At 41.2% G+C, this 21,938-nt stretch carries 19 protein-coding genes; 9 read left to right on the plus strand and 10 right to left on the minus strand.

What is annotated here, in order from left to right; all coding sequences use genetic code 11:
* Positions 1-47 precede the first annotated feature (47 nt).
* Positions 48-1,424, minus strand: coding sequence for an N-acetylglucosamine-specific PTS transporter subunit IIBC (gene nagE / locus NYE23_RS08075; protein ID WP_341076898.1), 1,377 nt, complete (start codon positions 1,422-1,424; stop codon positions 48-50).
* Positions 1,425-1,694: 270 nt separating this feature from the next.
* Here nagE and nagB point away from each other — a divergent pair, with 270 nt between their 5' ends.
* Genes nagB through NYE23_RS08090 form a run of 3 tightly spaced genes read left to right on the plus strand, consistent with a single transcriptional unit; the run spans position 1,695 to position 3,367 of the window.
* Positions 1,695-2,432, plus strand: a complete 738-nt coding sequence (gene nagB / locus NYE23_RS08080) for a glucosamine-6-phosphate deaminase (RefSeq protein ID WP_341080653.1) — start codon at positions 1,695-1,697, stop codon at positions 2,430-2,432.
* A gap of 14 nt (positions 2,433-2,446) precedes the next feature.
* Entirely contained in the window at positions 2,447-3,184 is a 738-nt protein-coding gene (locus NYE23_RS08085) for an SIS domain-containing protein (protein WP_341076900.1), read from the plus strand.
* 39 nt (positions 3,185-3,223) lie between these two features.
* On the plus strand, positions 3,224-3,367 hold the full coding sequence (locus NYE23_RS08090) for an aspartyl-phosphate phosphatase Spo0E family protein (RefSeq protein ID WP_341076902.1): 144 nt from the start codon (positions 3,224-3,226) through the stop codon (positions 3,365-3,367).
* Positions 3,368-3,652: 285 nt separating this feature from the next.
* Here the strand turns inward: NYE23_RS08090 and NYE23_RS08095 are convergent, their stop codons facing one another.
* From NYE23_RS08095 to NYE23_RS08110, 4 genes are all read right to left on the minus strand, one after another.
* Positions 3,653-5,593, minus strand: coding sequence for an ABC transporter permease (locus tag NYE23_RS08095; protein ID WP_341076903.1), 1,941 nt, complete (start codon positions 5,591-5,593; stop codon positions 3,653-3,655).
* Positions 5,583-6,344 carry an ABC transporter ATP-binding protein gene (locus NYE23_RS08100; protein ID WP_341076906.1) on the minus strand — a complete coding sequence of 254 codons (762 nt, stop codon included), beginning with the start codon at positions 6,342-6,344 and terminating at the stop codon, positions 5,583-5,585. Before NYE23_RS08100 ends, NYE23_RS08095 begins: the two co-directional genes overlap by 11 nt.
* A gap of 99 nt (positions 6,345-6,443) precedes the next feature.
* Positions 6,444-7,448 (minus strand): sensor histidine kinase, encoded by a 1,005-nt coding sequence (locus NYE23_RS08105; protein ID WP_341076908.1) that lies wholly within the window; start codon positions 7,446-7,448, stop codon positions 6,444-6,446.
* A complete protein-coding gene (locus NYE23_RS08110; RefSeq protein WP_341076911.1) occupies positions 7,441-8,136 on the minus strand; it encodes a response regulator transcription factor in 696 nt (231 codons plus the stop codon). Before NYE23_RS08110 ends, NYE23_RS08105 begins: the two co-directional genes overlap by 8 nt.
* Before the next feature lie 111 nt (positions 8,137-8,247).
* On the opposite strand from NYE23_RS08110, the gene NYE23_RS08115 reads away from it, so the two are divergent.
* Positions 8,248-8,955, plus strand: a complete 708-nt coding sequence (locus NYE23_RS08115) for a sulfite exporter TauE/SafE family protein (protein ID WP_341076913.1) — start codon at positions 8,248-8,250, stop codon at positions 8,953-8,955.
* Between the two features lie 32 nt (positions 8,956-8,987).
* Complete coding sequence (locus NYE23_RS08120) at positions 8,988-9,464, plus strand: hypothetical protein (RefSeq protein WP_341076915.1); 477 nt, start codon at positions 8,988-8,990, stop codon at positions 9,462-9,464.
* 55 nt (positions 9,465-9,519) lie between these two features.
* On the opposite strand, the gene NYE23_RS08125 is transcribed toward NYE23_RS08120, so the two are convergent.
* A complete protein-coding gene (locus tag NYE23_RS08125; RefSeq protein ID WP_341076917.1) occupies positions 9,520-11,301 on the minus strand; it encodes a M4 family metallopeptidase in 1,782 nt (593 codons plus the stop codon).
* Positions 11,302-11,528: 227 nt separating this feature from the next.
* On the opposite strand from NYE23_RS08125, the gene NYE23_RS08130 reads away from it, so the two are divergent.
* The 3 genes from NYE23_RS08130 (at position 11,529) to NYE23_RS08140 (ending at position 13,435) form a co-directional block, all read left to right on the plus strand.
* Positions 11,529-12,242 carry a DUF4047 domain-containing protein gene (locus tag NYE23_RS08130; RefSeq protein ID WP_341076918.1) on the plus strand — a complete coding sequence of 238 codons (714 nt, stop codon included), beginning with the start codon at positions 11,529-11,531 and terminating at the stop codon, positions 12,240-12,242.
* The gene (gene sipW / locus NYE23_RS08135; RefSeq protein WP_341076920.1) at positions 12,214-12,756 is read left to right on the plus strand and encodes a signal peptidase I SipW; all 543 of its coding nucleotides are present in this window, start codon (positions 12,214-12,216) and stop codon (positions 12,754-12,756) included. The genes NYE23_RS08130 and sipW overlap by 29 nt, the downstream gene beginning before the upstream one ends.
* Positions 12,757-12,835: 79 nt before the next feature.
* Positions 12,836-13,435: a TasA family protein gene (locus NYE23_RS08140; RefSeq protein ID WP_341076921.1), complete on the plus strand. Its 600-nt coding sequence runs from the start codon at positions 12,836-12,838 to the stop codon at positions 13,433-13,435.
* Positions 13,436-13,478: 43 nt separating this feature from the next.
* Here NYE23_RS08140 and NYE23_RS08145 read toward each other — a convergent pair whose 3' ends face one another.
* Together NYE23_RS08145 and NYE23_RS08150 are read right to left on the minus strand one after the other, a co-directional pair.
* A complete protein-coding gene (locus tag NYE23_RS08145) occupies positions 13,479-14,738 on the minus strand; it encodes a helix-turn-helix domain-containing protein (protein WP_341076922.1) in 1,260 nt (419 codons plus the stop codon).
* A gap of 234 nt (positions 14,739-14,972) precedes the next feature.
* Entirely contained in the window at positions 14,973-16,217 is a 1,245-nt protein-coding gene (locus NYE23_RS08150; RefSeq protein WP_341076924.1) for a helix-turn-helix domain-containing protein, read from the minus strand.
* A 385-nt stretch (positions 16,218-16,602) separates the two neighbouring features.
* On the opposite strand from NYE23_RS08150, the gene NYE23_RS08155 reads away from it, so the two are divergent.
* The gene (locus NYE23_RS08155; RefSeq protein ID WP_341076928.1) at positions 16,603-20,115 is read left to right on the plus strand and encodes a S8 family serine peptidase; all 3,513 of its coding nucleotides are present in this window, start codon (positions 16,603-16,605) and stop codon (positions 20,113-20,115) included.
* A 54-nt stretch (positions 20,116-20,169) separates the two neighbouring features.
* Here NYE23_RS08155 and NYE23_RS08160 read toward each other — a convergent pair whose 3' ends face one another.
* Positions 20,170-21,363 (minus strand): MFS transporter, encoded by a 1,194-nt coding sequence (locus tag NYE23_RS08160; RefSeq protein WP_341076931.1) that lies wholly within the window; start codon positions 21,361-21,363, stop codon positions 20,170-20,172.
* A gap of 1 nt (position 21,364) precedes the next feature.
* Positions 21,365-21,760, minus strand: coding sequence for a MarR family winged helix-turn-helix transcriptional regulator (locus NYE23_RS08165; RefSeq protein WP_341076933.1), 396 nt, complete (start codon positions 21,758-21,760; stop codon positions 21,365-21,367).
* Positions 21,761-21,938: the final 178 nt, after the last annotated feature.

Raw genomic sequence — 21,938 nt, forward strand, 5'->3', positions numbered from 1 at the left:
TAAAATAAAAAACCAGTGTCCGCCTCGGGACACTGGTTTTCAGTCAATTACTTCTTTATTTTCTTCATCTCATCTGCAACAAACTCAACGTCTGTTCCAACTATGATCTGCAGATTTGTCTTGCTTAATTTCATGATCCCTTTAGCACCATGTGCTTTCAGTGCGCTTTCCTTCACTTTTTCCATATCAGCAATGTTTAAGCGCAGGCGTGTCGCACAGTTATCAATAGAAGTGATGTTGTCAGTACCGCCAATATCTTTAATAAAATGGCTGGCCATGACTTCGTACTTGTTGTTGCCGGTTGAGACATGTTCTTCTTCATCTTCCACGATATCTTCGTCCTCTTCACGGCCAGGCGTTTTCAGATCTAATGCTTTGATGAGAGCATAGAAGATAACGAAATACAGAATAGCGTAGATAACGCCAATTCCCAATAGCAGCAGCGGCTTTTCAGCGATATTAAAGTTCAGGGCAAAATCGAGTGCGCCTGCTGAGAATGTGAAGCCATCGCGGATGCCCAGTAAGGATGTTACCCACATGGAAACCCCTGTTAAGATGGCATGCACTCCATATAATAGAGGTGCAATAAACATAAAGGAGAACTCGATCGGCTCTGTAATTCCAGTCAGGAATGAAGTCAGGGCAAGACCGATGAACATTCCTGATACTGCTTTTCTTTTTTCAGGCTTGGCAGTCGCAATGATCGCAAACGCGGCAGCAGGCAGACCGAACATCATCACAGGGAAGAATCCAGTCATGTAAGCTCCTGCTGACGGATCTCCTGCGAAGAAGCGGGCAATATCACCATTAACTCCTTCAAATTCGCCGAACTGGAACCAGAATAAACTGTTCAACACATGATGCAGACCCAATGGAATTAAAAGGCGGTTCATGAAGCCGAATAGTCCGGAACCTAAAGCGCCAAGACCAATAATCCAGTTGCCCAGTGCATCGATCGCACCCTGGATTGGAGGCCAGGCAAAACCGGCGATTGCAGCTAGAAGAATCATGGTGACGGAAGTAATTATCGGAACGAAGCGGCGTCCGCTAAAGAATCCGAGCCAATCCGGAAGTTTGATATCATGGAAGCGGTTATATAATAATCCGGCAATAATACCGGCAATAATACCGCCAAGTACTCCCATATTTATATTTTCATCGATGGCAATTGCCCCTTCGGTCAGTACCAGAAAACCGATGGCGCCTGAAAGGGCAGCTGCCCCATTATTATCCTTCGCAAATCCCATCGCAACCCCGATGGCAAAAATAAGTGCAAGGTTCGCGAAAATGGCATTGCCGGCATTGGCGATGAACGGAATACCCAATAAATCATCCTGTCCAAAGCGGAGCAGAAGACCAGCGGCAGGCAGGACGGCAATCGGAAGCATTAAAGCCTTACCAATTCTCTGTAGGAATCCTAACATATTGATCTCTCCTTAAAAATAATGAATAAGAAAGCGTTTTACTAAACTGTCGTAATCATACCAAAATATAAATATAGTTGTCTATACCATTTTTAAAAGAAAAATTTATATACTTTTTAAAATAAGGATTTATTAACGGTTAGATTGGTATAGACAACTATACTTTTTAGTGTTACGATATGAAGTATAAATGGGTTTATTTTATTCCAATATTTTGCCTTCATTAGTGCAAATATATTCTTATTCAGCTTTTGCAGGGAGGAACTCATGATGGAGATCATTAAAGTAAACAACTATGAAGAAATGAGTAAAACCGCAGCAGATTTTATTATCAGGAAAGTACGCCACTTTCCTGAAGCTACTCTCGGATTGGCAACCGGGAGTACACCTGTGGGAACATATAAACGTTTGATAGAAGATCACCAAGATCACGGAACATCATATAAAAAGGTGACAACCTTTAATTTAGATGAGTATATTGGACTTTCTGGAGAAAATCCGCAAAGCTACCGATATTTTATGGATACTCAATTGTTTAACCTTCTCGATATTTTTAAGGAAAACACTTTTGTCCCAAGCGGTACGGCCGGGGATTTGGAAGCAGAATGCCTAAATTATGAAAATAAGCTTAAAAACCATGGCGGAATTGATCTGCAAATTTTGGGAATCGGCAATAATGGGCACATTGGCTTTAATGAGCCAGGGACATCTTTTTCATCTAAAACTCATATTGTTGATTTAGCAGATTCCACTATTAAAGCTAATGCCAGGTTTTTTGATACGATCGAAGAGGTGCCGACCCAAGCTATTACAATGGGAATCGCTACGATCATGCAGAGCAGGGAGATTCTCCTTCTTGCTTCAGGTGAAGCAAAAGCGGATGCCATTGGGCAGCTTCTTGGAAATGGTGTAAATGAACAGTTCCCTGCATCCATCTTAAGAAACCATCCGAATGTAAAAGTGATTGCAGACGAAGCAGCACTAAGCGCATCCAAAGTCAGGGTTTAAATGAGGTAGTAAGAATGCTGGAAAAATATCTGAATGACATAAAGGAATTATTGTCCCTCGTTGAAAAAGAAGAAGGGCAAAAGATGAAGAAAGCAGCCCGTGCATTGGCTGAATGTATCCAAAACAATGGGATTATCCACGTATTTGGCTGCGGGCACTCGCATATGCTCGGGGAAGAGCTGTTTTACCGTGCTGGGGGACTTGCCCCCATTAAGCCTATTTTTGTAGAGGACTTAATGCTGCATAAGGGCGCAGTCCGTTCTTCTTCCTTGGAAAAGGAAAACAATTTTGCCGGGGGATTCATGGAGAATGCGGATATCCGGCCGAATGATGTTGTGATTGTGGCATCCACTTCAGGCCGGAATCCAGTGCCGGTGGATGTAGCTGAAATCTCTAAATCCAAGGGGGCATACGTGATTGGGATAACTTCCCCGCGCTATGCTGAAACGTATTCTTCCCGCCACAATGAGGGGAAGTATCTGTTTTCATCAGTGGACCTGGCGATTGACAACCATATCGAGCCAGGAGACGCCTTGATGCAGCACCCAGCTTTGGGGCTCCGGTTTGGCTCCGCCTCATCTATAATTGGCTTTGCGATTGTTAACAGCCTGATGGCGGAAGCAGTGGAAGTGATGATTAAAAACGGGTTCGAGCCGCCAATTTTTAAAAGCGGAAATGTAGATGGAGCAGATCAGCATAACCGCGAGCTTGTGAAAAGGTATAAATCCCGAATTCCGCTGCTGGAAGGATAACAGAATGGATTTAACAAAGGCGATTGAACTGACCAGGCAATGATTCATAGCATTTATTCTAAGGGGCTATTAGATGTAGAGACCTTGAAATTAAGCCAGGACCTGGATAAGTTAATTGTTGAATCACAGCGATTGAAACGAGAGGCTAAAAAATTGGACCCTTTTGAGGTTATTTGCAAATAGATATGAAGAAATTGCAAATAAATAAGATAATTTGCAAATAGCCTGGGCAAACCTGCAAATAAAATGGAAAACTTGCAAATAGAGTGGGAAGACCTGCAAATAAAAGAGAAGTTCGAAAAACAAACACTGACCATTTTGCAAATAAATCCGGTAATTTGCAAATAAACTAGGAAAACTTGCAAATAGACGCAGAAAACCCGCAAATAACCTCTCCCAATCGATAACGAAGCCAAATTCCAACACAAAAAAACCTCTCAGGCCATCATACCTGAGCGGTTTTTCCGTCTATAGCGCATCTTTTATCACTTTTTTCGAATACATCACAGACAGTATTCCGAAAATCGAATAAAGAACGGTGTAAAGCACCATAATCAGGATCATCGGCATCCAAAGCTCACTGCCGAAGAAGAACCAACCTGATTGAACTGCAAAGTAGCTGTGCAGAAGACCGACGATAAGCGGAATTCCAAAGTTGAAGGCCATTTTGGAACGAATTCCGCGCAGCAGGTCTCCCTGTGTAAAGCCTAGCTTTCTCAAAATCGTATAGTTTGGTTTTTCATCTTCACTTTGATCCATTTGTTTGAAATATAGAATGCAGCCTGAAGTGACCAGGAAGGTCAAGCCGAGAAACCCGACAATAAACATAACTAACCCCATATTCATTTTTTGCCTTGTGCTCATCTCTTGCTGCGAATCGGCTCTGCCGCTGAACTCCATCTCTTTAAAGAGTGTATTAGCTTTTTCAATATCGCTTTCATTCTTCATATCCACTCCGATGAAAAGCGAATCCTCCAGCTGAATTTCAGGATTAAGGTCTGCTTTCAGCTCTTCATACACCTTCTCATCCACAATGGCCAAGGGCAGACCGCCTGCTGTAAAATAAAACGGGATGACAAAGTCTTTATTTAGCCCTATATAATTTTGTTTAATGGAGGTAGTTTTTCCTTTGAACTCAAGATTTCCTGAGTCCTTGAGTGTCATGAACTTCTGCAGTGCATCGTTATATCCTGTCAGAACAGTTTCTTTTGGGGAAAGCTCCACGCCGGAAATGGCCTTTTCGCTTACAACAGGCAGATGCATGTTTGGCGAATCAAAACCCATTTCGTCCAGATTAACATCCAGGATGTCCTTCATATCGGCTTCCACTTGTAATACTTCTATGCTTTGATCCTTATAGTCTAATCCATTTTCTTCAAGCCTGTCCGCAAACTTATCTGCATCCTCCCGGCTTGTGAATGAAAAGTGGGAAGGAAGACTGTCCTGGGCTGATTTTTCCGCTGAGTAGTAGGAAATATAGCTTAATGACAGCAGCCCGATCGCAAGGGCGGACACAGTTGTAATTATTGTTAAAAGCAGGGCACTCGACTTCATGCGGAACATGATGGAGGACAATGAAAGAACTTCATTAACATTCAGGTATCCATCTTTCCTTTTGCGAATCAGGCTCGCGATAAAGCTTACCGATCCTTTGTAGAAAAGATAGGTTCCAATGATAACGGAAGCAAGAATGACGACCATCGCGAAGAACAGCTCGTTCATGGATGTGAAATCCCCGCCAAATAATAGGGAAGAGATGTAATAGCCCGCAATGATCAAGGCTAAACCAAGCACCCCCATGATCATTTCCCAAATGGATAGCTTTTTCACTTTTCCCTCGGCAAGCGAAACCACCCTGAATAAAGATAGAATGGTTTGCCTCTTGATAAAAACAAAGTTCATCAGCATGATGAACATATAAATAACCGTAAAGACGATGACAGTCTGCAAAAGCGCCTCACTTGAAAAGTGCAATGAAGCAATTCCTTCAACACCTGTCAATTTAAAAAGGACCATCAGTATTAATTTCGAAACCGAAAAACCGATAAAGATCCCAATGATCAAGGAACCAAAATACAGCAAGAGATTTTCCAGGCTAAGCAGCCTGAAAATTTCATTTTTTGTCATTCCTATAAGCTGAAAAAGCCCGATTTCTTTGCTTCGCCTTTTGATAAAAATAGTGTTGGCATACAGCAGAAAGATAGAAACAATCGCAACGAGCAGGATGGAGGCCGTTTTTATGGCAGCCGCACCTTTAATCGAGCCTTTTGCTTCAGACATCGATGGGTCATATTGAAGGGTGACAAAGGCGAAATAGAGTGCGACACTGAAAATGAGCGCGAACACATAGAGATAATAATTTTTCAGATTCTTTTTCAGGTTGCGGAGGATGATGGTATTAATGCTCATGCTGCACACCGCCCAAAACGCCTTGTGTTTTCATAATATCCTTGAAAAAAGCCTGTCTTGATTGATCACCCTTATTCAGCTGAGTATAAATCTGGCCATCCTTGATGAAAATAACCCGGCTGCAGAAGCTTGCTGCTACAGGATCATGGGTGACCATGATGATCGTTGCTTTCCTTTTCTGATTTAAATCACTTAGCTTATTTAACAGGTCTGAGGCTGACTTCGAATCCAGCGCACCTGTAGGCTCATCAGCGAAAATAATGCTTGGCTCATGAATAAACGCACGTGCAGCAGAAGTCCGCTGCTTTTGTCCGCCGGAAATTTCGTTCGGATATTTATCCTTTAATTCTAAAATGCCGAGCTCAGCCGCAACAGCCGCAAACTTTTCATCTGCCTCTTTTTTTGGTGTTTTGCTGATGGAGAGGGGGAGAAGGATATTTTCCTTCACTGTCAATGTATCCAGGAGATTATATTCCTGAAAGATAAATCCAAGATGCTTCTTGCGGAATTCAGCCAGCTGTTTTTCCTTCAGTCTTGTCATTTCCTTTCCTTCAATGTTGATTTGCCCGCCGCTTACACTGTCAATAGACGAAAGTACATTGAGAAGAGTGGTCTTCCCTGAACCTGAAGCACCCATAATGCTTACAAATTCACCCGTTTCAATCTTCATATCAATTCCTTTTAATACTTCCTGCCTGTTAAATTTATTGCCGTAGTTTTTATGAACTTTTTTGGCTTCAAGTACAGTCATGTGTAACCATCCTTTCTTTGATAGCTTTATTATAGAAGGTTACGTATATGTAATTCCTTCGATTGAACGAACAAACAGCAAAAGCATGTGACATTTTTGTCACATGCCTGTTATTCTGTTGAAATCATTGCGAGTAGGGAAGACAAGTGTCATGATGGTGCCTTTGTCTAAAACAGACTCCGCACGGATTTTTATTTTCAGCTGGTCTGCGGCTTTTTTTGCTAAATACAACCCCATGCCTGTTGCTGCGTTTTCATGATGATTTGAAGTAGATGTGAATCCCTTCTCAAAGATTCGCGGCAAATCCCTTTGATCAATGCCTCTGCCAAAGTCCTGAATCCTTAAGGATATTTTACCGTCATGTTGGAAACTCGAAATCATAATGTCAGATTCCTCACTATACTTCACAGCATTGGTTAAAAGCTGGCGAATGATAAAACTGAACCATTTGGCATCGCTCAGAGCTTCCGTTTCTTCCATTTCCATTTCAAAGCCAATGCCTTTTTGCATGCACCAGGACTGCAGAGATTTGATTTCATTAAATAAGATATCTTCAAGATTAACTATTTCAATATACAAGTCATTTTCCATAGAAGGAATCCGCTTTTGATGGAGCTGCTGATCCAGAAGAAGGTGGATGCGGAGCCACTCATACGTAAGGGCGGATTTAAGATTCTGATCCTCAATCCGGTCAATCATAAGATGCATGGCAGTCAAGGGTGTTTTTACTTCATGAATCCAGGAGAGCAATTCATCTTTTTCCTGCTCGAGCAGGGTCCAATTCCGAGTGTACTCCTGTTTAAACCGCTCGGTTTGGCTAACCAGGCCTGACTCAATTATTTTTTCAAAAGGGCTGTTAGACTCCGGTATGCTCGATAAATCTAAATTATCTTCCCGCTCGGCTACTTCTCTGTAAAACCGTGTTTCTTTTTGATAACGGAGAAAGATGAACCCAGTAAAAATGATTGCAGATAAAAAGGTGTAATAAAGGAAGGGCTTAAGGGATATGGCCGAATCCATATATACTACAAAGGCAGCAAGCACCTGAAGGAAACCGAACAGCAGGATCCAGCTTGAGCGTTCCCTGATATATATCCTAAACATGCGGGGAAACCTCTTCAATTGCCATATAACCCTGGCCGACCTTTGTTTCGATCCTGGCACCAAGCCCAATTTCGTCAAGCTTTTTCCTTAGTCTGTTAACATTGACCGTCAAAGTATTGTCACTAATGAACCGCTTGTCATCCCATAGGCTATTAATAATATCATCCCTGCTGACTATTTGATTTTTTCTTTCTATTAGAAGCTTTAATATGTAAATTTCATTTTTCGTTAATTCTATGGAACCACTCTCATTTGTAACAGTATTCTTTTCGAAATCAACCGCCGCACCGCACCAGGTCTTGAGGTTATTCTGAACGGCACTATAGTTATAGACACGCCTGAGTATTGCCTGTATTTTGGCAATCAGAACTTCGAAGTGAAAGGGCTTTTGGACAAAATCGTCCGCGCCAAGCTGCATGGACATGACCATATCTGTTGGATGATCCCGGGATGACAGAAAAATAATCGGCACATTCGAATGTGAACGAATCATCCGGCACCAATGAAACCCGTCGAACTTCGGAAGCTGGATATCAATAATGACCAAATCAGGCTGAATGCCGGCAAACTCTTTCATGACTTCACTGAAGTCATGAATTCCATGCACTTCATAAGACCACTGGGAGAGACGGTCTTTGATTTCAGTAAAAAGGGAGGCATCATCCTCAATTAAAAGCACTTTAAACAATTTGCTCACCACACTTTTGCATATTCCTTCCATTATTGTATAGGAAAAGCTGAAGGTGTGCCAGAATGTTTCGGTGCTGTGTTAAAATAAGGTAAAAAGCAGGTTTTGATTATGGAAATCTTACTTTTCATCCTAATTATTTTATTAGCATCCATTTTACAGACAAGCACGGGATTCGGATTCTCAATCCTGGCCACACCGTTTTTACTGCTTCTTTTTGAACCTAAAGAAGCCATTCAAATCAATTTGATTTTATCTTTAATTATTTCTGCTGCCTTATTCTCAAAAATCAAGAAGGATACAGACATTGGAGTTTTGAAAAGGTTCGCAGTTGGCAGTGCAGCCGGGCTGCCTATCGGTATTGGAATTTTTTTATTTTTAGACATTTCCCGGCTGAAATTAGCTGTCAGTTTCATTATTTTGCTTTTAACACTCCTTTTGATGGCGAATGTCCGTGTGAAAGAAACAAGCCGGAGGGATTATTCAGTGGGTGGATTGTCAGGAATCATGACAACCAGCATTGGCATGCCCGGTCCGCCGCTTCTGTTGTATTTTTCAGGAACGGATACTGAAAAAGAGCGGCTTAGGGGAACTACTTTGGCTTTTTACTTGTTTATCTACTCAGCCAGTCTGGTGTTTCAGATCATCTTTGCAGGGACAAATAAGACGATTTGGCTTTCAAGCTTGTATGCTTTGCCGCTGGTGCTGCTGGGTCTATATCTGGGACAAATTTTATTTGTTAAAATCAATCAGCGTTTTTTTAAGATTTTTACATATATTATATTGATTTTCACTGGAGTTTACCTACTGATTGAATAACTGAAACAATTTCTTTAAAAATAACGAAAAGGGTGTACGCGTTGAGTAAAAAACAGGTCTATTGGAGCTTAAGCTTCATGTTTTCCTTCTTTGGTTTTTACCTTATAGAACATGTTTTTACGGTAAAGCCACATGTGATTTCCGGCAATGGAAATTTGGGCATCCTCGTAATTTTGCTTTTTTCACCTGTCTTTATTTCCAGTTGGGTCTATACTTTTAAACTGGTAAAAGCAAAAATTGTGATAGATAGTAAAATGACTATAGGTATTTTACTTTTTGCATTTGCCGTATGTGTTTTGCTGATGATTATAATTAATGATTACACAAGTGAGCTAATCACTGCTTTTGGAGGAACACCTGATAACCCGGAATCAAGAATTTACCGTTTTGGCTGGTTCAATCAATACACAAATAGTCTATACTTTAATGTTTATACCTTTTTCTTAACCCATATTATCACCGTAATTTTAGGCATTCTTTCAGCTTTGAGGAAGGCAAAGCTATATTAAAAAACTCGCCACAAGCAAACATGTGGCGAGTTTCTCTTAATTTTAGAAGGTAATTTTATTGAACCCCAACAGCATCATATGCTGCCATGACGGCCTTTACCTCAGCTGAAGGCTGTCCGTTTCGATCCGGATGCAGGTCTCTTGCTGCCTGGATGGCTGCCTGGCGCATTTGGCTGAAGTCGGAGCTTGCTGTCAGGTAATGGGTAAGTGCTCTGTAGAAAATCTTTTCGGCTTTTGTTTTTCCGATGCCTGTAACCGAAACACCGTAATGAGTGCCTCCATCTGTGATTAGGTGGGCAGCTTTGTTGTTGATGCTGCTGTTGATATGGACACCGCCTTTATCAAGCTCTCCTATATAACGTTTGCTGTAGTGATCAGGGTAGTAGCCTGATTCTGTATAGCCGCCAATATAGACGGAACCCGGGTCACTCATAGAACGAAGACCGTCACCTGGTGTATTTGGCGTCCAAATATCTTCACCTAATAACCAAAGATCTTCGCCTGTTTTATTTTCAGCGAAAGCCCCTAAAATATCTGCAATTGATTCATTGATCGCACCGGATTCATTTTCATAAATTAAATCGGCTGTATTGGTGATTACGCCGTGTGTCATTTCATGCCCGATAACATCAAGACCACCAGAGAGCGATATCATGCGAGTCCCGTCACCATCACCGTATAGCATCTGCTTGCCATTCCATGCAGCATTATTCCACTTCGAACCGATATGGACAGTTGAAACTAATTTCATCCCTTCGCCATCAAGGGAATCCCGGCCATGAACCTTTTTATAATAGTCATAAACTTTTCCTGCGTTCACATGGGCAGACACCGCAGAAGGATCGTAGAAGAAGTCGTTTCTGCTTTCCACCTCGAATCCGGTCATACCAAGCAGACCTGAAAGGATAATAAACGCGTTTTCAGGCATGCGGTTCGCTTTGAATGTATGAACACCTTCCGATCTTGTCCCATCGAATAAATAGTGCGTTCCTGTTTCCGGGTCTTTAACCGCCTGGAATGATTGAAGTGTCCCGAAAATATCCATTCCCCTTGCCTGAACAGGTTCTGAAACAGTCGGAAGTGCTTTCGGTGCGGGCTGGGAAGAAGCCGTCTGCTGTGCCTCAGGTTGTTCAGGTGAAGATGGAGTCAGTTCTGCGATGGCATTATAGCTATGAATAATGTTTCCAGTTGCAGCATCTACAAAATAATGCCAATACCCCGGTGAAGGTGCTGAGGTGGATGCTGTTACATAATAAGCCAGAAGCTTTTGCCCATTATGGGGATAAATAACAAGTTCTCCTTCTATACCATCATAGCTCTTCACTTCTCCAATTTTATCTTCAATGCTTTCCTTTACCTTATCCAGTGCTTCATCTTCGCCCAGTTTCGCATCAGTTGGAATAATGGAACGTGCCAGATTTGGTGTAACCTTACCGAAGAAGGCTGTCACATTATTACTTTCATCCAAAGCAATGGTCTGCTGTGATCCGTATACTGGTATTCCGTTGTATTGCTCTACTGTTCTGAAATGGTGTGTGTTCGTTTCCTTATCATTAAATTGATCAATGATTTTGAATTGGTCCTTGGCCTCGTAGCCCGCATTTTTAAATAAGTTCGCCTTTGATTGAAGGAACGCATATACAGCTTCTTCCTTACTCAGTCCTTCAGGAGCTTGCCAGGTCCCAATTATGTAGGAAGGCGTCTTTAATTCCTGATGATACTTAACGATTTCTTCATTTGCCAGCACATTTTTTGCGGGCAGTGATAGTCCCGAGATGGCAAACGAAGCTGCCAGAACCGCAGGGAGGACTTTCTTTTTTAGCTGATTTCTTTTCAAACTGATCACCTCTTAGTTTGGATTGGTATTTCAAGGTCCATTATTCTGAAAATTCCACAAATGGTCAATTGGGATATAGGAATCAGCGATATGCCTGTCTTTCATGAATTCGGAAATCAAAATAGCCTGTATTTTGCCTTGGAATACCGCAAAATAACCCAATTTACTTTGCACATGGCCTCTCGTATGCTTGTTCCACAGACACCTTTTCGAGAGGAGAGCAGGGGATGAAGAAGGGATTGAATAAACTCATTTTGCCTTGTCTATGCTGCCTGAGTTTTTATACGGGCACTCAGCTTGTCGGGGAAACAGCAGCTGCCTTTACAAGCCAGGCAGAGACAAAGCCTATTTTAATCTCCACTGCTTTTGTGTTCCCATCCTATATTCACGGGCTTGAACAGAAAGCCAGGATAAACAGTGACCAAATAATAAAAGAGCATGCCGATTTAGAAGCACTTGTGAAGAATGGGCTTTTAAATGGGACCGCAGATCCTCGCGCTGAATTTTTGAGAAAAAAAGAACAGATAGCAGCCATCTTGGAGGAACTTCATAGAATAAGAGCTGAACTGGAAAAGCTGGACCGGCAAGCAGAAAAAAAGGAAGGATATGAGTTTGTAAGTGAAGGTTTTCTAAAAGTAGACAAGCTCCTTCTGAGAATGAATGATTCTCTTTATCTTCAGGAGCTGGAACAGCTTTTTAACCAAAAATGGCAAGAGCTGAAAAAAGAGCAGCAAGAAGAAGATAATAAAACAAACAAAATGGGTGAGGGTGAAAAAATAGTAATGCCTATCAGCGAGTTGGAAAATCAGATAATTGAACCCAAACAGCCAGTGGTGGAACAATCGAAGCCCGAGGATGAACAGACTGTCAGCAAGGACAAAACACAGAAGGATGAACAGGAGGAGATAGGCAATGAGGAAAGCTCTGAAAATACTGAATAAATGTATCAGTGCAGCAGGATTGGTGCTCCTGTGTCTGCTTGCTTTTTGGGCAATATCCTCAAAAGCATCCGGAGGAGAACCGTCCCTTATAGGTTATCAGGCTAAAGCTGTTTTATCGGGATCGATGGAACCCACTTTCATGACAGGATCCATCATTGTAGTGAAACAGCCGGACAGTAAAGAACATTTAAAAACAGAAGATATTATTACCTTTAAATCAGGAGATAAATTAATTACCCATAGAATTGTCGAAGTAAAGAAAACGAAAGCCGGGGTTTTATATCAAACAAAAGGCGACAACAATGACGCACCGGATATGGAATATGTGCAGCCTGAAAATATAACCGGCAAATATACGGGCTTCACCATTCCATATGCAGGCTATGCGGCTGAGTTTACAGCATCCAAGGAAGGTTCCGCACTCCTGCTGTTTATCCCGGGACTTCTCCTGCTGCTATCTGCAGCGAGAACTATTTTTCTGGCCCTTAAAGAATACGAAACTAAAAATGCTTAATACTTCGGTAATGCCTCTTATCTGCCACAGGCAAATGAGAGTTAAATAAATTTATAATATCCAGAGGAGGAAGTAAAACATGGGATTTGCAAAAAAGGTAAGTAAAGGACTTTTAACAGCTGCTTTAGGTTTTTCATTAATGGGTGGGGGTACATACGCTTATTTCAGCGATACAGAGGTTACGAATAACACGTTTGCAGCAGGTACACTCGATTTGGCGGTAAACCCTGAAACAATCGTCAATATTGGCGATTTAAAACCAGGTGACGAGGTTTCACGCGAATTTACCATTGCAAATAGCGGTACTCTTGATATTTCAAAGATCTTGCTGCATACAAACTATCAGGTGGAGGATGCAAAATTAAACGGGGCTGAAAATGCAGATGATTTCGGCAAACATATTAAAGTCACAATCCTATACAATCAGGCTAATGCAACCGTACAGGTTGCAGAAACGACTTTACATGACCTGCAGACACAAACTCCCGATTTAACAGCCATTGATAATTTTGTAGGCGGTGGAACAGTGCCGGATGGCCTGGCCCCTGGTGAAACCGATAAAATTATAGTGCTGTTCGAATTTGTGGATAACGGAGAGGACCAAAACGAATTCCAGGGAGATGCACTCCAGGTCGAATGGAAATTCAATGCAGAACAGGCTGAAGGAACAGAAAAATAGAAAAGGACGGAAAATCCCTTGAAGGAAGATTCAAGGGATTTTTCTACACATTAATTAATTCTTTGCCTTCAAGCTGCCTGTTCAGATGAATGGCTTTTTCATGATTTCCTGTCTCAATGTAATATTCATAAAGCTTTTTGCCATACCTGCGCATGAGAATCATATGCTTAATTTTAATAAATTCAGGAAAAGCCTTTTCTTCCAAATACTTAAAATATTTCTCACGCTGGTGATAAAGCTGATACTTAGAAAGTTTAAATAATGATAAGTATAAAGTGCTTTTAAGCTCCTTTGACACCTGAATTCCTTCGCAAGCTTTTTTAAGAAGGGCTGTTTTACCGGATAATTTGCCTTCTATACAGGAATTAAGGTAAGAATATAATCGCTGAAGATAAATGATTGTATTCCTGTCAGCTAAACGCAGGGCCTGTTTATAGCAATCCTTTGCCTCAGCATATTGTTCCCTATTGAAATACTCAAATCCTAAATTATTGTATAACAGGCCTTTATAGTCTTGAAATCCAATTCGTTCACAGTCCCAGATTAAATGATGATACCGTTCTGCCAGTTTATCCATGTCAGTTAAGATATCACTGCTTATCTGCAGGAGGATAATGGATTCCGCTTTTATCGCCATCGTGTAGTTGTTCGTGTTTTTGAAATGCTGCAATGATTTTTCCGCAAACATGTAAGCCATGATTTTTGAATCGATATAATGATAGGCAATTGCCAGGTGATAAAAGTATTCTTCATTGCCATATTCATCAATATCGATGTTTTTTAATACCTGAAGCGCTTTTTGCTGATCCGGGCTATCAGGTTTTATTGCTTGGTTAATATAATACATCCCTTGAACATGGTAAAATAAATTTCTCTCAAAAGGAGAGAGGTTTGGAAACTCATTGCTTATTTTCTTAATGATCCGGGATGTTTCCTCTAATTCCTGATGCAGTAAATGATATCTAGCCTTTAAAAGCAGATAGTGGGCTGCATATTTAGAAGATTGAATAAAAGGCGAGCTTTCCAATTCATTTTTGATTTCCTCCGCCCTGGGTAATCTATACATGATGATGGCTTTATGCCATTCCTGCAGGCGCTTGTCCAGATCCCGGAAGTATTCAATTTCCTTTTGAATGTCAATATTTAAAACGGCAGAGAAAAGTGAAATAATTTCCGGTGAATACGCAGTTTTCCCTCTTTCAATTTTGCTTACATGGGTAGGAGTACAAATTCCTTCACCTAACATGGCTTGTGTGAGCCCGGATTTTTCCCGGTAGTATCTAATAATTTCCCCTTCCAGCATGTGATCCTCTCCTTATAGATTAATAATAGGTGAATATGCCTGGCAGCTGTCTCTTAAATACTTAATTATCTTTAATCTAAGATTTTCCTTTTTGGGGGAATTTTTAGATTCAGAAGACATAGATCCTTTGGGGGAGTGAACAGGAAATAAGGAGAAAAGGCTCAAAGGGGAGAAAACAGAAAAGAGGGCAAAAAGAAAAATCTCCCATGAAAGATAAGGAGATTTTTCTGCTGTTTAATGGCTGAGCGGCTCGAAGTACTTGGCTGCAAGCCTGCATGCTTTTTCATGCTGTGAAGATTTCCTGTAATAATGGAATAATTCTTTTTCATAGAGGTTGATTAATGTGCTATTACCTATTTCATGAAGGTGTGGAAGGAATGTGTTTTCTAAAAAGAGATAGTAATCATTTATGTCTTTATCTTCTAAAAGGATATCGAGCATATAATAAACAAATTGATAGGTTTTATTTTGAAATTGTTCAGCTAGCCTGCGGCCATCGTCCAGCAAGGATCTGAGGTTTTGTCTATTATATTGATCCAGATTAAGGCAGCTATGGACATAGCCTCTTATAGCGCCTAATTTTACAGACGGATTAGGAATTAAATCGGATTGGTCCAATACCTTTTTGTAAACTTCACTCGCTTCTGAATAAAATCCTTTTGCAAAATATTCAACGGCAAGATTATGCCAAAGGGTCATTTCTCTTACTTCTTCTTTATGGGCCCGGCAGGACTTTATTAATGTATGATACTTCTTGACGGTTTCTTCAAATTGGCAAAGGTCGTTCGTGCCCATTTGTATCAATAAAACGGTTTCTGTATCTAGAATTCTTTTGAAATTATTGGTTGCCCGAAAATAGGATAGTGCAAGCGTCCCATAGTGATAGGCCTTTACTTTATCATTCATTAAATGAGAAGAAGTAGCGAGGTGAAAATAAAATTCATGGTTATTATATTCTTTAGGATTAATAGTCTTTAAGTGGGAAATGGCTTCTTTGCAATTATGTATATTGAGAAAATAAATTCCCCATATATGTTGGAGAAGATTCCGTTCAAAGCGCTCAAGGGAGTTCCAAGCAACCTGGCAGCTTTCTAAAAGCGCTTTGCCCTTATCAAAGTTCCCATGCATCAGTTGATAGCGAGCCAAGAGGATTGAATGAAAATATTTAGTTTCCGAAAAATGCAGGTAAGGATTTTGGGCTAAATCCTCTTTAATCCATTCTATATATTCATTTTGCTGTTTTACCATTGCCTCCAGCCACTCATGAAGTTTAATCTCCAGCGTATCAAACTTTTCAAGTTCGAGTGTAAGATCTATATTCAGCCGTTTACAGATCAAATTCGTGATTTCAGAGGAATATTGTGTTTGTCCCCGTTCAATTTTACTTATATGAGTTACAGAACAAATCCCTTCACCCAGCTGAGTTTGCGTCAGCCCAGCCCGTTCCCGGAAATATTTAATAATTAAGCCTTCTTTCAAAAGTATCCCCCCTGTAGTTTTAAATAGTATCGTAGCATACCTTATCAGCTAGAAACAGATAGCCAGGAAATGTCAGATGTCTGTTTTTCCCAAAGACTATCGGGATATTATTCCTATAAGGTTTTTAAAGGTTTCAATTTGGGGTAATTCGAAAAAGACTTTTTTACCAGTAAGTGAGAAAGTTAGTAGAAAATATGAAAGGGAACATGTCTTTTACACTATTATAATAGGAATAAATCTTGTGTTCTGGATACAAAGTTCTGAAATTTAACAGATGCCTTCTATTGATTTCCCCCAATTTACATCTCTCAGCCCCGGCCCTACAATAAATTATGTGAAAAGTTAAAAAAATATAGATTTTTCAATAGGAAAGGGCGGGAGAGAAATGAAAGTGAAAAAAGGGGTACCCTATAAGGTGCTTGCTTCTGCATTGGCAGCAGCAATGCTATTCGGGGGAACAGTCTCCGCACAAGGAGATCAGGATGATGAGATCAAGGCTCCAAGTATTGAAGACATTGTTAAGCAGGGGCAGAAATTATTTTTGGAGCAGCAATTTCAGACTGATGCAAATGCAGTGGACAAGCTGGGATATAAGGATCTTAAAGAAAAAGGGTTAACCCAACCATATGAGCCAACTGAAATTTTACGAGTAATTGTTGAGATCGAACAGCCTGCAGATACAGAGAAAACAAATAAAAGCAAAAAAAGTAAAATGAAGGCAAAGCAAGACGAGGTAATTTCAGCACTTTCCAAGAAAAAATCATTCAAGAAATTGAAGCATCGCTTTTTTGAGGGGTTTAATGGGTTCAGTCTGGAAACCGAGTTTCGTAATGTAAAAGAAATTCAGGATATTCCTGGTGTCATTAACGTACATATTGCGAGAACATTCCAGCCATCCATGGGTGCCAGCAAGGAGCTGGTGCAGGCACAGAAGGTCTGGGAGCGGCATGGCTATGAAGGCGAAGGGCTGCTTGTTGCTGTAGTTGACTCAGGATTGGACTATACACACCAGGATATGACATTGACGGATGAAGGGAAAGACAAGCAGAAATGGTCTGAAGGAGGAATCCAGGCAAAACTCTCTGAAACGGCTATTAATGATGTCTGGTATAGTGACAAAGTGCCGACAGGCTATGACTGGGCCGATGAAGATACGGATGTCATCCCCCGGGGACAATATGGAAGTCCGCATGGCATGCACGTGGCTGGTACAGTAGGTGCTAATGGCGATGAAGAAAATGATGGGGTCAAGGGGATCGCTCCGGGTGTCCAGTTATTAGCCGAAAAAGTATTTTCTGATAACGGCGGGGGAGCTTATGAAGATGATATTATTGCTGGAATTGAACATGCTGTGGCAATGGACGCAGATGTCATTAACATGAGTCTTGGGTCAGATGCCGGTTTTGTTGGAGAAGAAAATGATCCCATCCAAAAGTCAATCCGGGAAGCAACTGAGCAGGGTACCCTGGTAGTAGTGGCTGGAGGAAATTCATCTTACAGCACAAAAAATAATATTATGGAGGCCTCTGCCATGCCATATGCAGAAAATCCGGATATCGGCACAGTCGGAGAGCCTTCTGTCAGTCCATTTGCGCTATCAGTAGCATCTTATGAAAATACTAAATTGCATATGAATGCACTTACTGATGAAAACGGCTTGCAGCTTCCATACCAGGATCAGACCCATGTAAACTTCAAGCTATCAAAGGTGTTAACAGCAGGAGAAAGCTATGAAATGGTATATGTAGGGGAAGGAAAGACAGCTGATTTTGCCGGTAAAGATGTTGCAGGCAAAATAGTCGTAGCAAAACCAAATCAAAAATATGGTTTATATACCTATGTCCAATCCGAAGCCAGAAAAAATGGTGCCAAGGCGGTTATCCTTGTACCGCCTCATGATGAAGCGGATTTTCCTTTCTTGTATTTTAGTCCATACTTAACCCCTGCAGCTACTACCAGCAAAGAGGATGGGAATGCCTTAATTTCACAGCTATCCAATGGACAAACAGTGAAAATGCAGATGAGCAAAGGTGTTTGGGTCGATAATGCCGAGAAAGATAACATGTCAGACTTTTCATCTTTTGGAACGCCGCACACGCTGGACTTCAAACCTGAACTATCAGCACCAGGCGGAGGGATTTACTCAACTGTTCCCGGCAATGAATATGAAATTATGAGCGGTACGTCCATGGCTGCGCCTCATGTAGCAGGCGGATCAGCTTTGCTGCTGCAGGCTTTATATGAAAAAGGATTGCCGCAATCCAAAGAAACGGCACTAAAAGCAAAAATCGCCTTAATGAATACGTCAAAAACCATTCAAGATCCGCGTTCCAGCAGTCAAGTCCCTTATTCACCACGCGTTCAGGGATCCGGATTAATGCAAATACAAAATGCCATCAAAACACCTGTGCTGGTGACAAATAAAAACGTTCCTTTGGAACAGGCAGGAGCGGTTGCACTTAAGGAAATCAATGAGAAAGCACACTTCAAATTGAATGTCGAAGCACTTCGGGATGCTGATGTTGAAGAACTGGAATACAAAGTGTACGTTGATGTTTTAACAGACGAAACAGAAACAAAAAAGTATGACTTTGATAATGATGGTAAATTGGATGAGAAGGAATATTTAACAATGACCAGCAAGCGGATTTCGGGGGCTTCTGCCATCGTCAATGGTGAAAAAGTGACCAATGAAAAAGGAAAAACATTAAAAGTTAAGCCAGGACAAAACAAGAGTCTTGATGTACAGATTCAATTGCCGGATAGCCTGAAAAAGGGCACATTTGTCGAAGGATATGTCCGTCTTGTGCCAACAGGGAAAAACAATGATGCCGCTGTGCCGCTGACAATTCCATACATGGGCTATTTTGGTCAATGGGACAAGCCGCTAAACCTTGACCCTGCTGCATGGGAAAAAGATGCCTTTTTAGGATATACAGTCCTTTGGAATGATGAAGGAGCACAGTTCCCGATGGGATATGATCCGTATACCGGAACATTTAATATGGATCGTATTGTCATTTCGCCAAATGCTGTTTTGCCGGGTGTTTTCCCAACTTTTACAGCTCTCCGCAATTTACAAAAGACAGAAATGTACGTGGAGAATGATAAAGGAGAAATGATCAACTACTTAGGCGACTTCAGTGAATTTACAGGCAAGCCCTGGAAGTTCCGCAAAAATATCATGGCTTTCCGTGACTATATGATTAACGGCTATTTATGGGATGTTAAGGATCAAAACGGGAATTTCGTTAAAGATGGCTCCTATCAATATATAATCAAAACAACACTTGATTATAAGGATGCCAAACCGCAGAAAGTAAGGCTTCCGGTTCACGTAGATTCCGTTGCACCAGTGGTTTCTGATATACAGGTTCAGCCAAAGGACGGCCAATATGAGATTTCCTTCAAGTCGGAAGATAACAAAGGCGGAAGCGGCTATAATGGGGCCATCATCTGGTACAACGGCAAGTATATGCCGCTCGAGCCTGGAAAAACGTCAGCCCTTGTAAAAGATGATCCTAAGAGCGTTGTCGTAATGGGCATCGACCATGCATTTAACCAGAGCTATGCTGTATGGGGAGATCCTTCCTATATAGATGAGGGGATGCTAGTGAGCTATTTCAGTGTTTATCCTAATAAAAATGTGAATGCAAACACACCTGCCGGCATCAATGGATTTGCAAACAACCGCGTAAACTGGACAGTGCACATTAAAGATGAAGCAGGAAAAATCGTTGATACTTTTAATGTAGAAAACGAACATGAAATTCATTTAAAGTGGACTCCGGACGCAGATCTTCCAAATGGGACTTACACCATTAGTGCGGAAGTAACAAATAAACAGGGCTTTAAAGTGACCACGAGTCCTAAAACGGTTACAGTATTTCAGAACTGAAAAATCAAAAGCCATGGACTGTTTAGAGGTCCATGGCTTTTTCCTGATTTAGGTTCAAGCTGAAACAGATGTGTTCAATTTCTTTAAAGCTATAGCTTCCTTCTTCCCATGCAGGAAATAATATAAGATGGCTGATAATAAAACAAAGAGTGCCATCATGCCATAGAGCTTGCCGTATCCTGTAACCGGAATAATGAATCCCAGCAAATAGGGACCAAATCCCAAGCCTGCATCAAGAAAGATAAAGAACGTTGACGTTGCCAATCCCATCCGATGTGCCGGTGTCAGCTTGACGGCCACGGCCTGGGTGCAGGACTGCATGTTTCCAAAGCCAAGCCCAATTAGTGCACCTGCCAAAAGCAGGGTAAAACTGCTGTTCGCTGTACTAAGCACAAACATGCCTGCCGCAAATAAGATAAAAGCGGGGTACATTACATAATTTGCACCTTTAAGATCCATCAGCCGACCGGTAAATGGACGTGAAACCAGGACAGCGGCTGAGTAGATGAGAAAGAAAAAGCTCGCAGCCTTTACTAAATCGACTTCTATTGCGTAAAAGTTGATAAAAGAGAGGACGCCGGAATAAGCAAATGCAATCGCGAGCGTGATAAATGCGATCTTAATCGCTTTTGGCTCGATAAAGCTGGAAAGCTGAAAACCAGGCTTCTTCACATCTGAGGTTTCAACGGCTGGAACATATAAAAAGAAGGATGTAATTAGGGCAATAATTCCGATGACAAGACAGAAGGCAAAAATCACTTGGAAAGAAACTTTTTGCATCATCAATAAGCCAATAAATGGCCCAACAGCAGTCGCCAGTGTTGTACTCATGCTGAAGTAGCCAATTCCTTCCCCCTTGCGTGCTGCCGGAATAATTTGTGCCGCGATGGTTCCAGTCGCCGTGCTTGCCACCCCTAAAGCAATGCCGTGAATAAACCTGGTCATCAGCAGGAAAGCAATTCCAATGTTCACGAAATACAAAAGAGTCGTCAGTGTAAAAAAGGTCAAACCGATAAAAAGTGTTTTCTTGCGTCCTATTTTATCAATGGCCCGCCCGATATAAAGCCTCCCAATGAGCGTGCCTATGATAAAAATGCCTGTCACAAGTCCGGCCTGGCTGGTTGTAGCACTATAGTAATCCACTGCAAAAACTGCTATGGTCACCATCAGCAGATAGAAAATCAATGTTAAGAAAAAATTAACCGATGAAACAATCACAAAATCCTTTGTCCAAAGCTTCGAATTCAATTTATAACTCTCCCTGCATTAAATTTTTGCGGATTAGGCTCATCAGACGAATTCCTTCCAGCTGTTCCTCCTCTGAAATTCCTTTTAAAATATTCTGTTCGAATTCATCGATTGTGGCGCGTACTTCCTGATAAACCTTCCTGCCGACAACAGTCAGCTGCATTTTTTTTTCCCTTTTGTCTTTAGTCGGCACCGTTTCTAAATAGCCCATTTCCCCCAATTTTGCAATCGTCCTTGTGACCGTTGGTTTTTCAACGCCAAGGTAATGGGAAAGCTCCACCAATGTAACGGAACCATCATTATTCAAGTAATACATGATGGACCATTGGGCCCTGTATAAATGATGCTTGCTTAACGCATGGTTCAGCCTATTCTCAAATGGGCGATATAATAGCACAAGCTGATGGAAAAATCGCTGAAATGTTTCGATCTTAATAACCTCCTAAATGGTTACTTTGAGTAATAGTTATCTAGAGTAACTAATTATCTATTCATTATACAGCTTTTATCGGTGACATGTAAATAGGCCTATTCTTTGTTTCCAAAACAGCTATCCATTCAATAAAAAGGCAAAT

The organism is Cytobacillus sp. FSL H8-0458, assembly GCF_038002165.1.
In the GTDB taxonomy this organism is placed as follows: domain Bacteria; phylum Bacillota; class Bacilli; order Bacillales; family Cytobacillaceae; genus Cytobacillus.

Coding starts and splice junctions, on each gene's coding strand:
- NYE23_RS08095 (WP_341076903.1), bottom strand. CDS start 5,593: ATGAGCATTAATACCATCATCCTCCGCAACCTGAAAAAGAATCTGAAA.
- NYE23_RS08140 (WP_341076921.1), top strand. CDS start 12,836: ATGGGATTTGCAAAAAAGGTAAGTAAAGGACTTTTAACAGCTGCTTTA.
- nagB (WP_341080653.1), top strand. CDS start 1,695: ATGGAGATCATTAAAGTAAACAACTATGAAGAAATGAGTAAAACCGCA.
- NYE23_RS08130 (WP_341076918.1), top strand. CDS start 11,529: ATGAAGAAGGGATTGAATAAACTCATTTTGCCTTGTCTATGCTGCCTG.
- NYE23_RS08085 (WP_341076900.1), top strand. CDS start 2,447: ATGCTGGAAAAATATCTGAATGACATAAAGGAATTATTGTCCCTCGTT.
- NYE23_RS08155 (WP_341076928.1), top strand. CDS start 16,603: ATGAAAGTGAAAAAAGGGGTACCCTATAAGGTGCTTGCTTCTGCATTG.
- NYE23_RS08105 (WP_341076908.1), bottom strand. CDS start 7,448: ATGTTTAGGATATATATCAGGGAACGCTCAAGCTGGATCCTGCTGTTC.
- NYE23_RS08100 (WP_341076906.1), bottom strand. CDS start 6,344: ATGACTGTACTTGAAGCCAAAAAAGTTCATAAAAACTACGGCAATAAA.
- sipW (WP_341076920.1), top strand. CDS start 12,214: ATGAGGAAAGCTCTGAAAATACTGAATAAATGTATCAGTGCAGCAGGA.
- NYE23_RS08145 (WP_341076922.1), bottom strand. CDS start 14,738: ATGCTGGAAGGGGAAATTATTAGATACTACCGGGAAAAATCCGGGCTC.
- NYE23_RS08090 (WP_341076902.1), top strand. CDS start 3,224: ATGATTCATAGCATTTATTCTAAGGGGCTATTAGATGTAGAGACCTTG.
- nagE (WP_341076898.1), bottom strand. CDS start 1,424: ATGTTAGGATTCCTACAGAGAATTGGTAAGGCTTTAATGCTTCCGATT.
- NYE23_RS08115 (WP_341076913.1), top strand. CDS start 8,248: ATGGAAATCTTACTTTTCATCCTAATTATTTTATTAGCATCCATTTTA.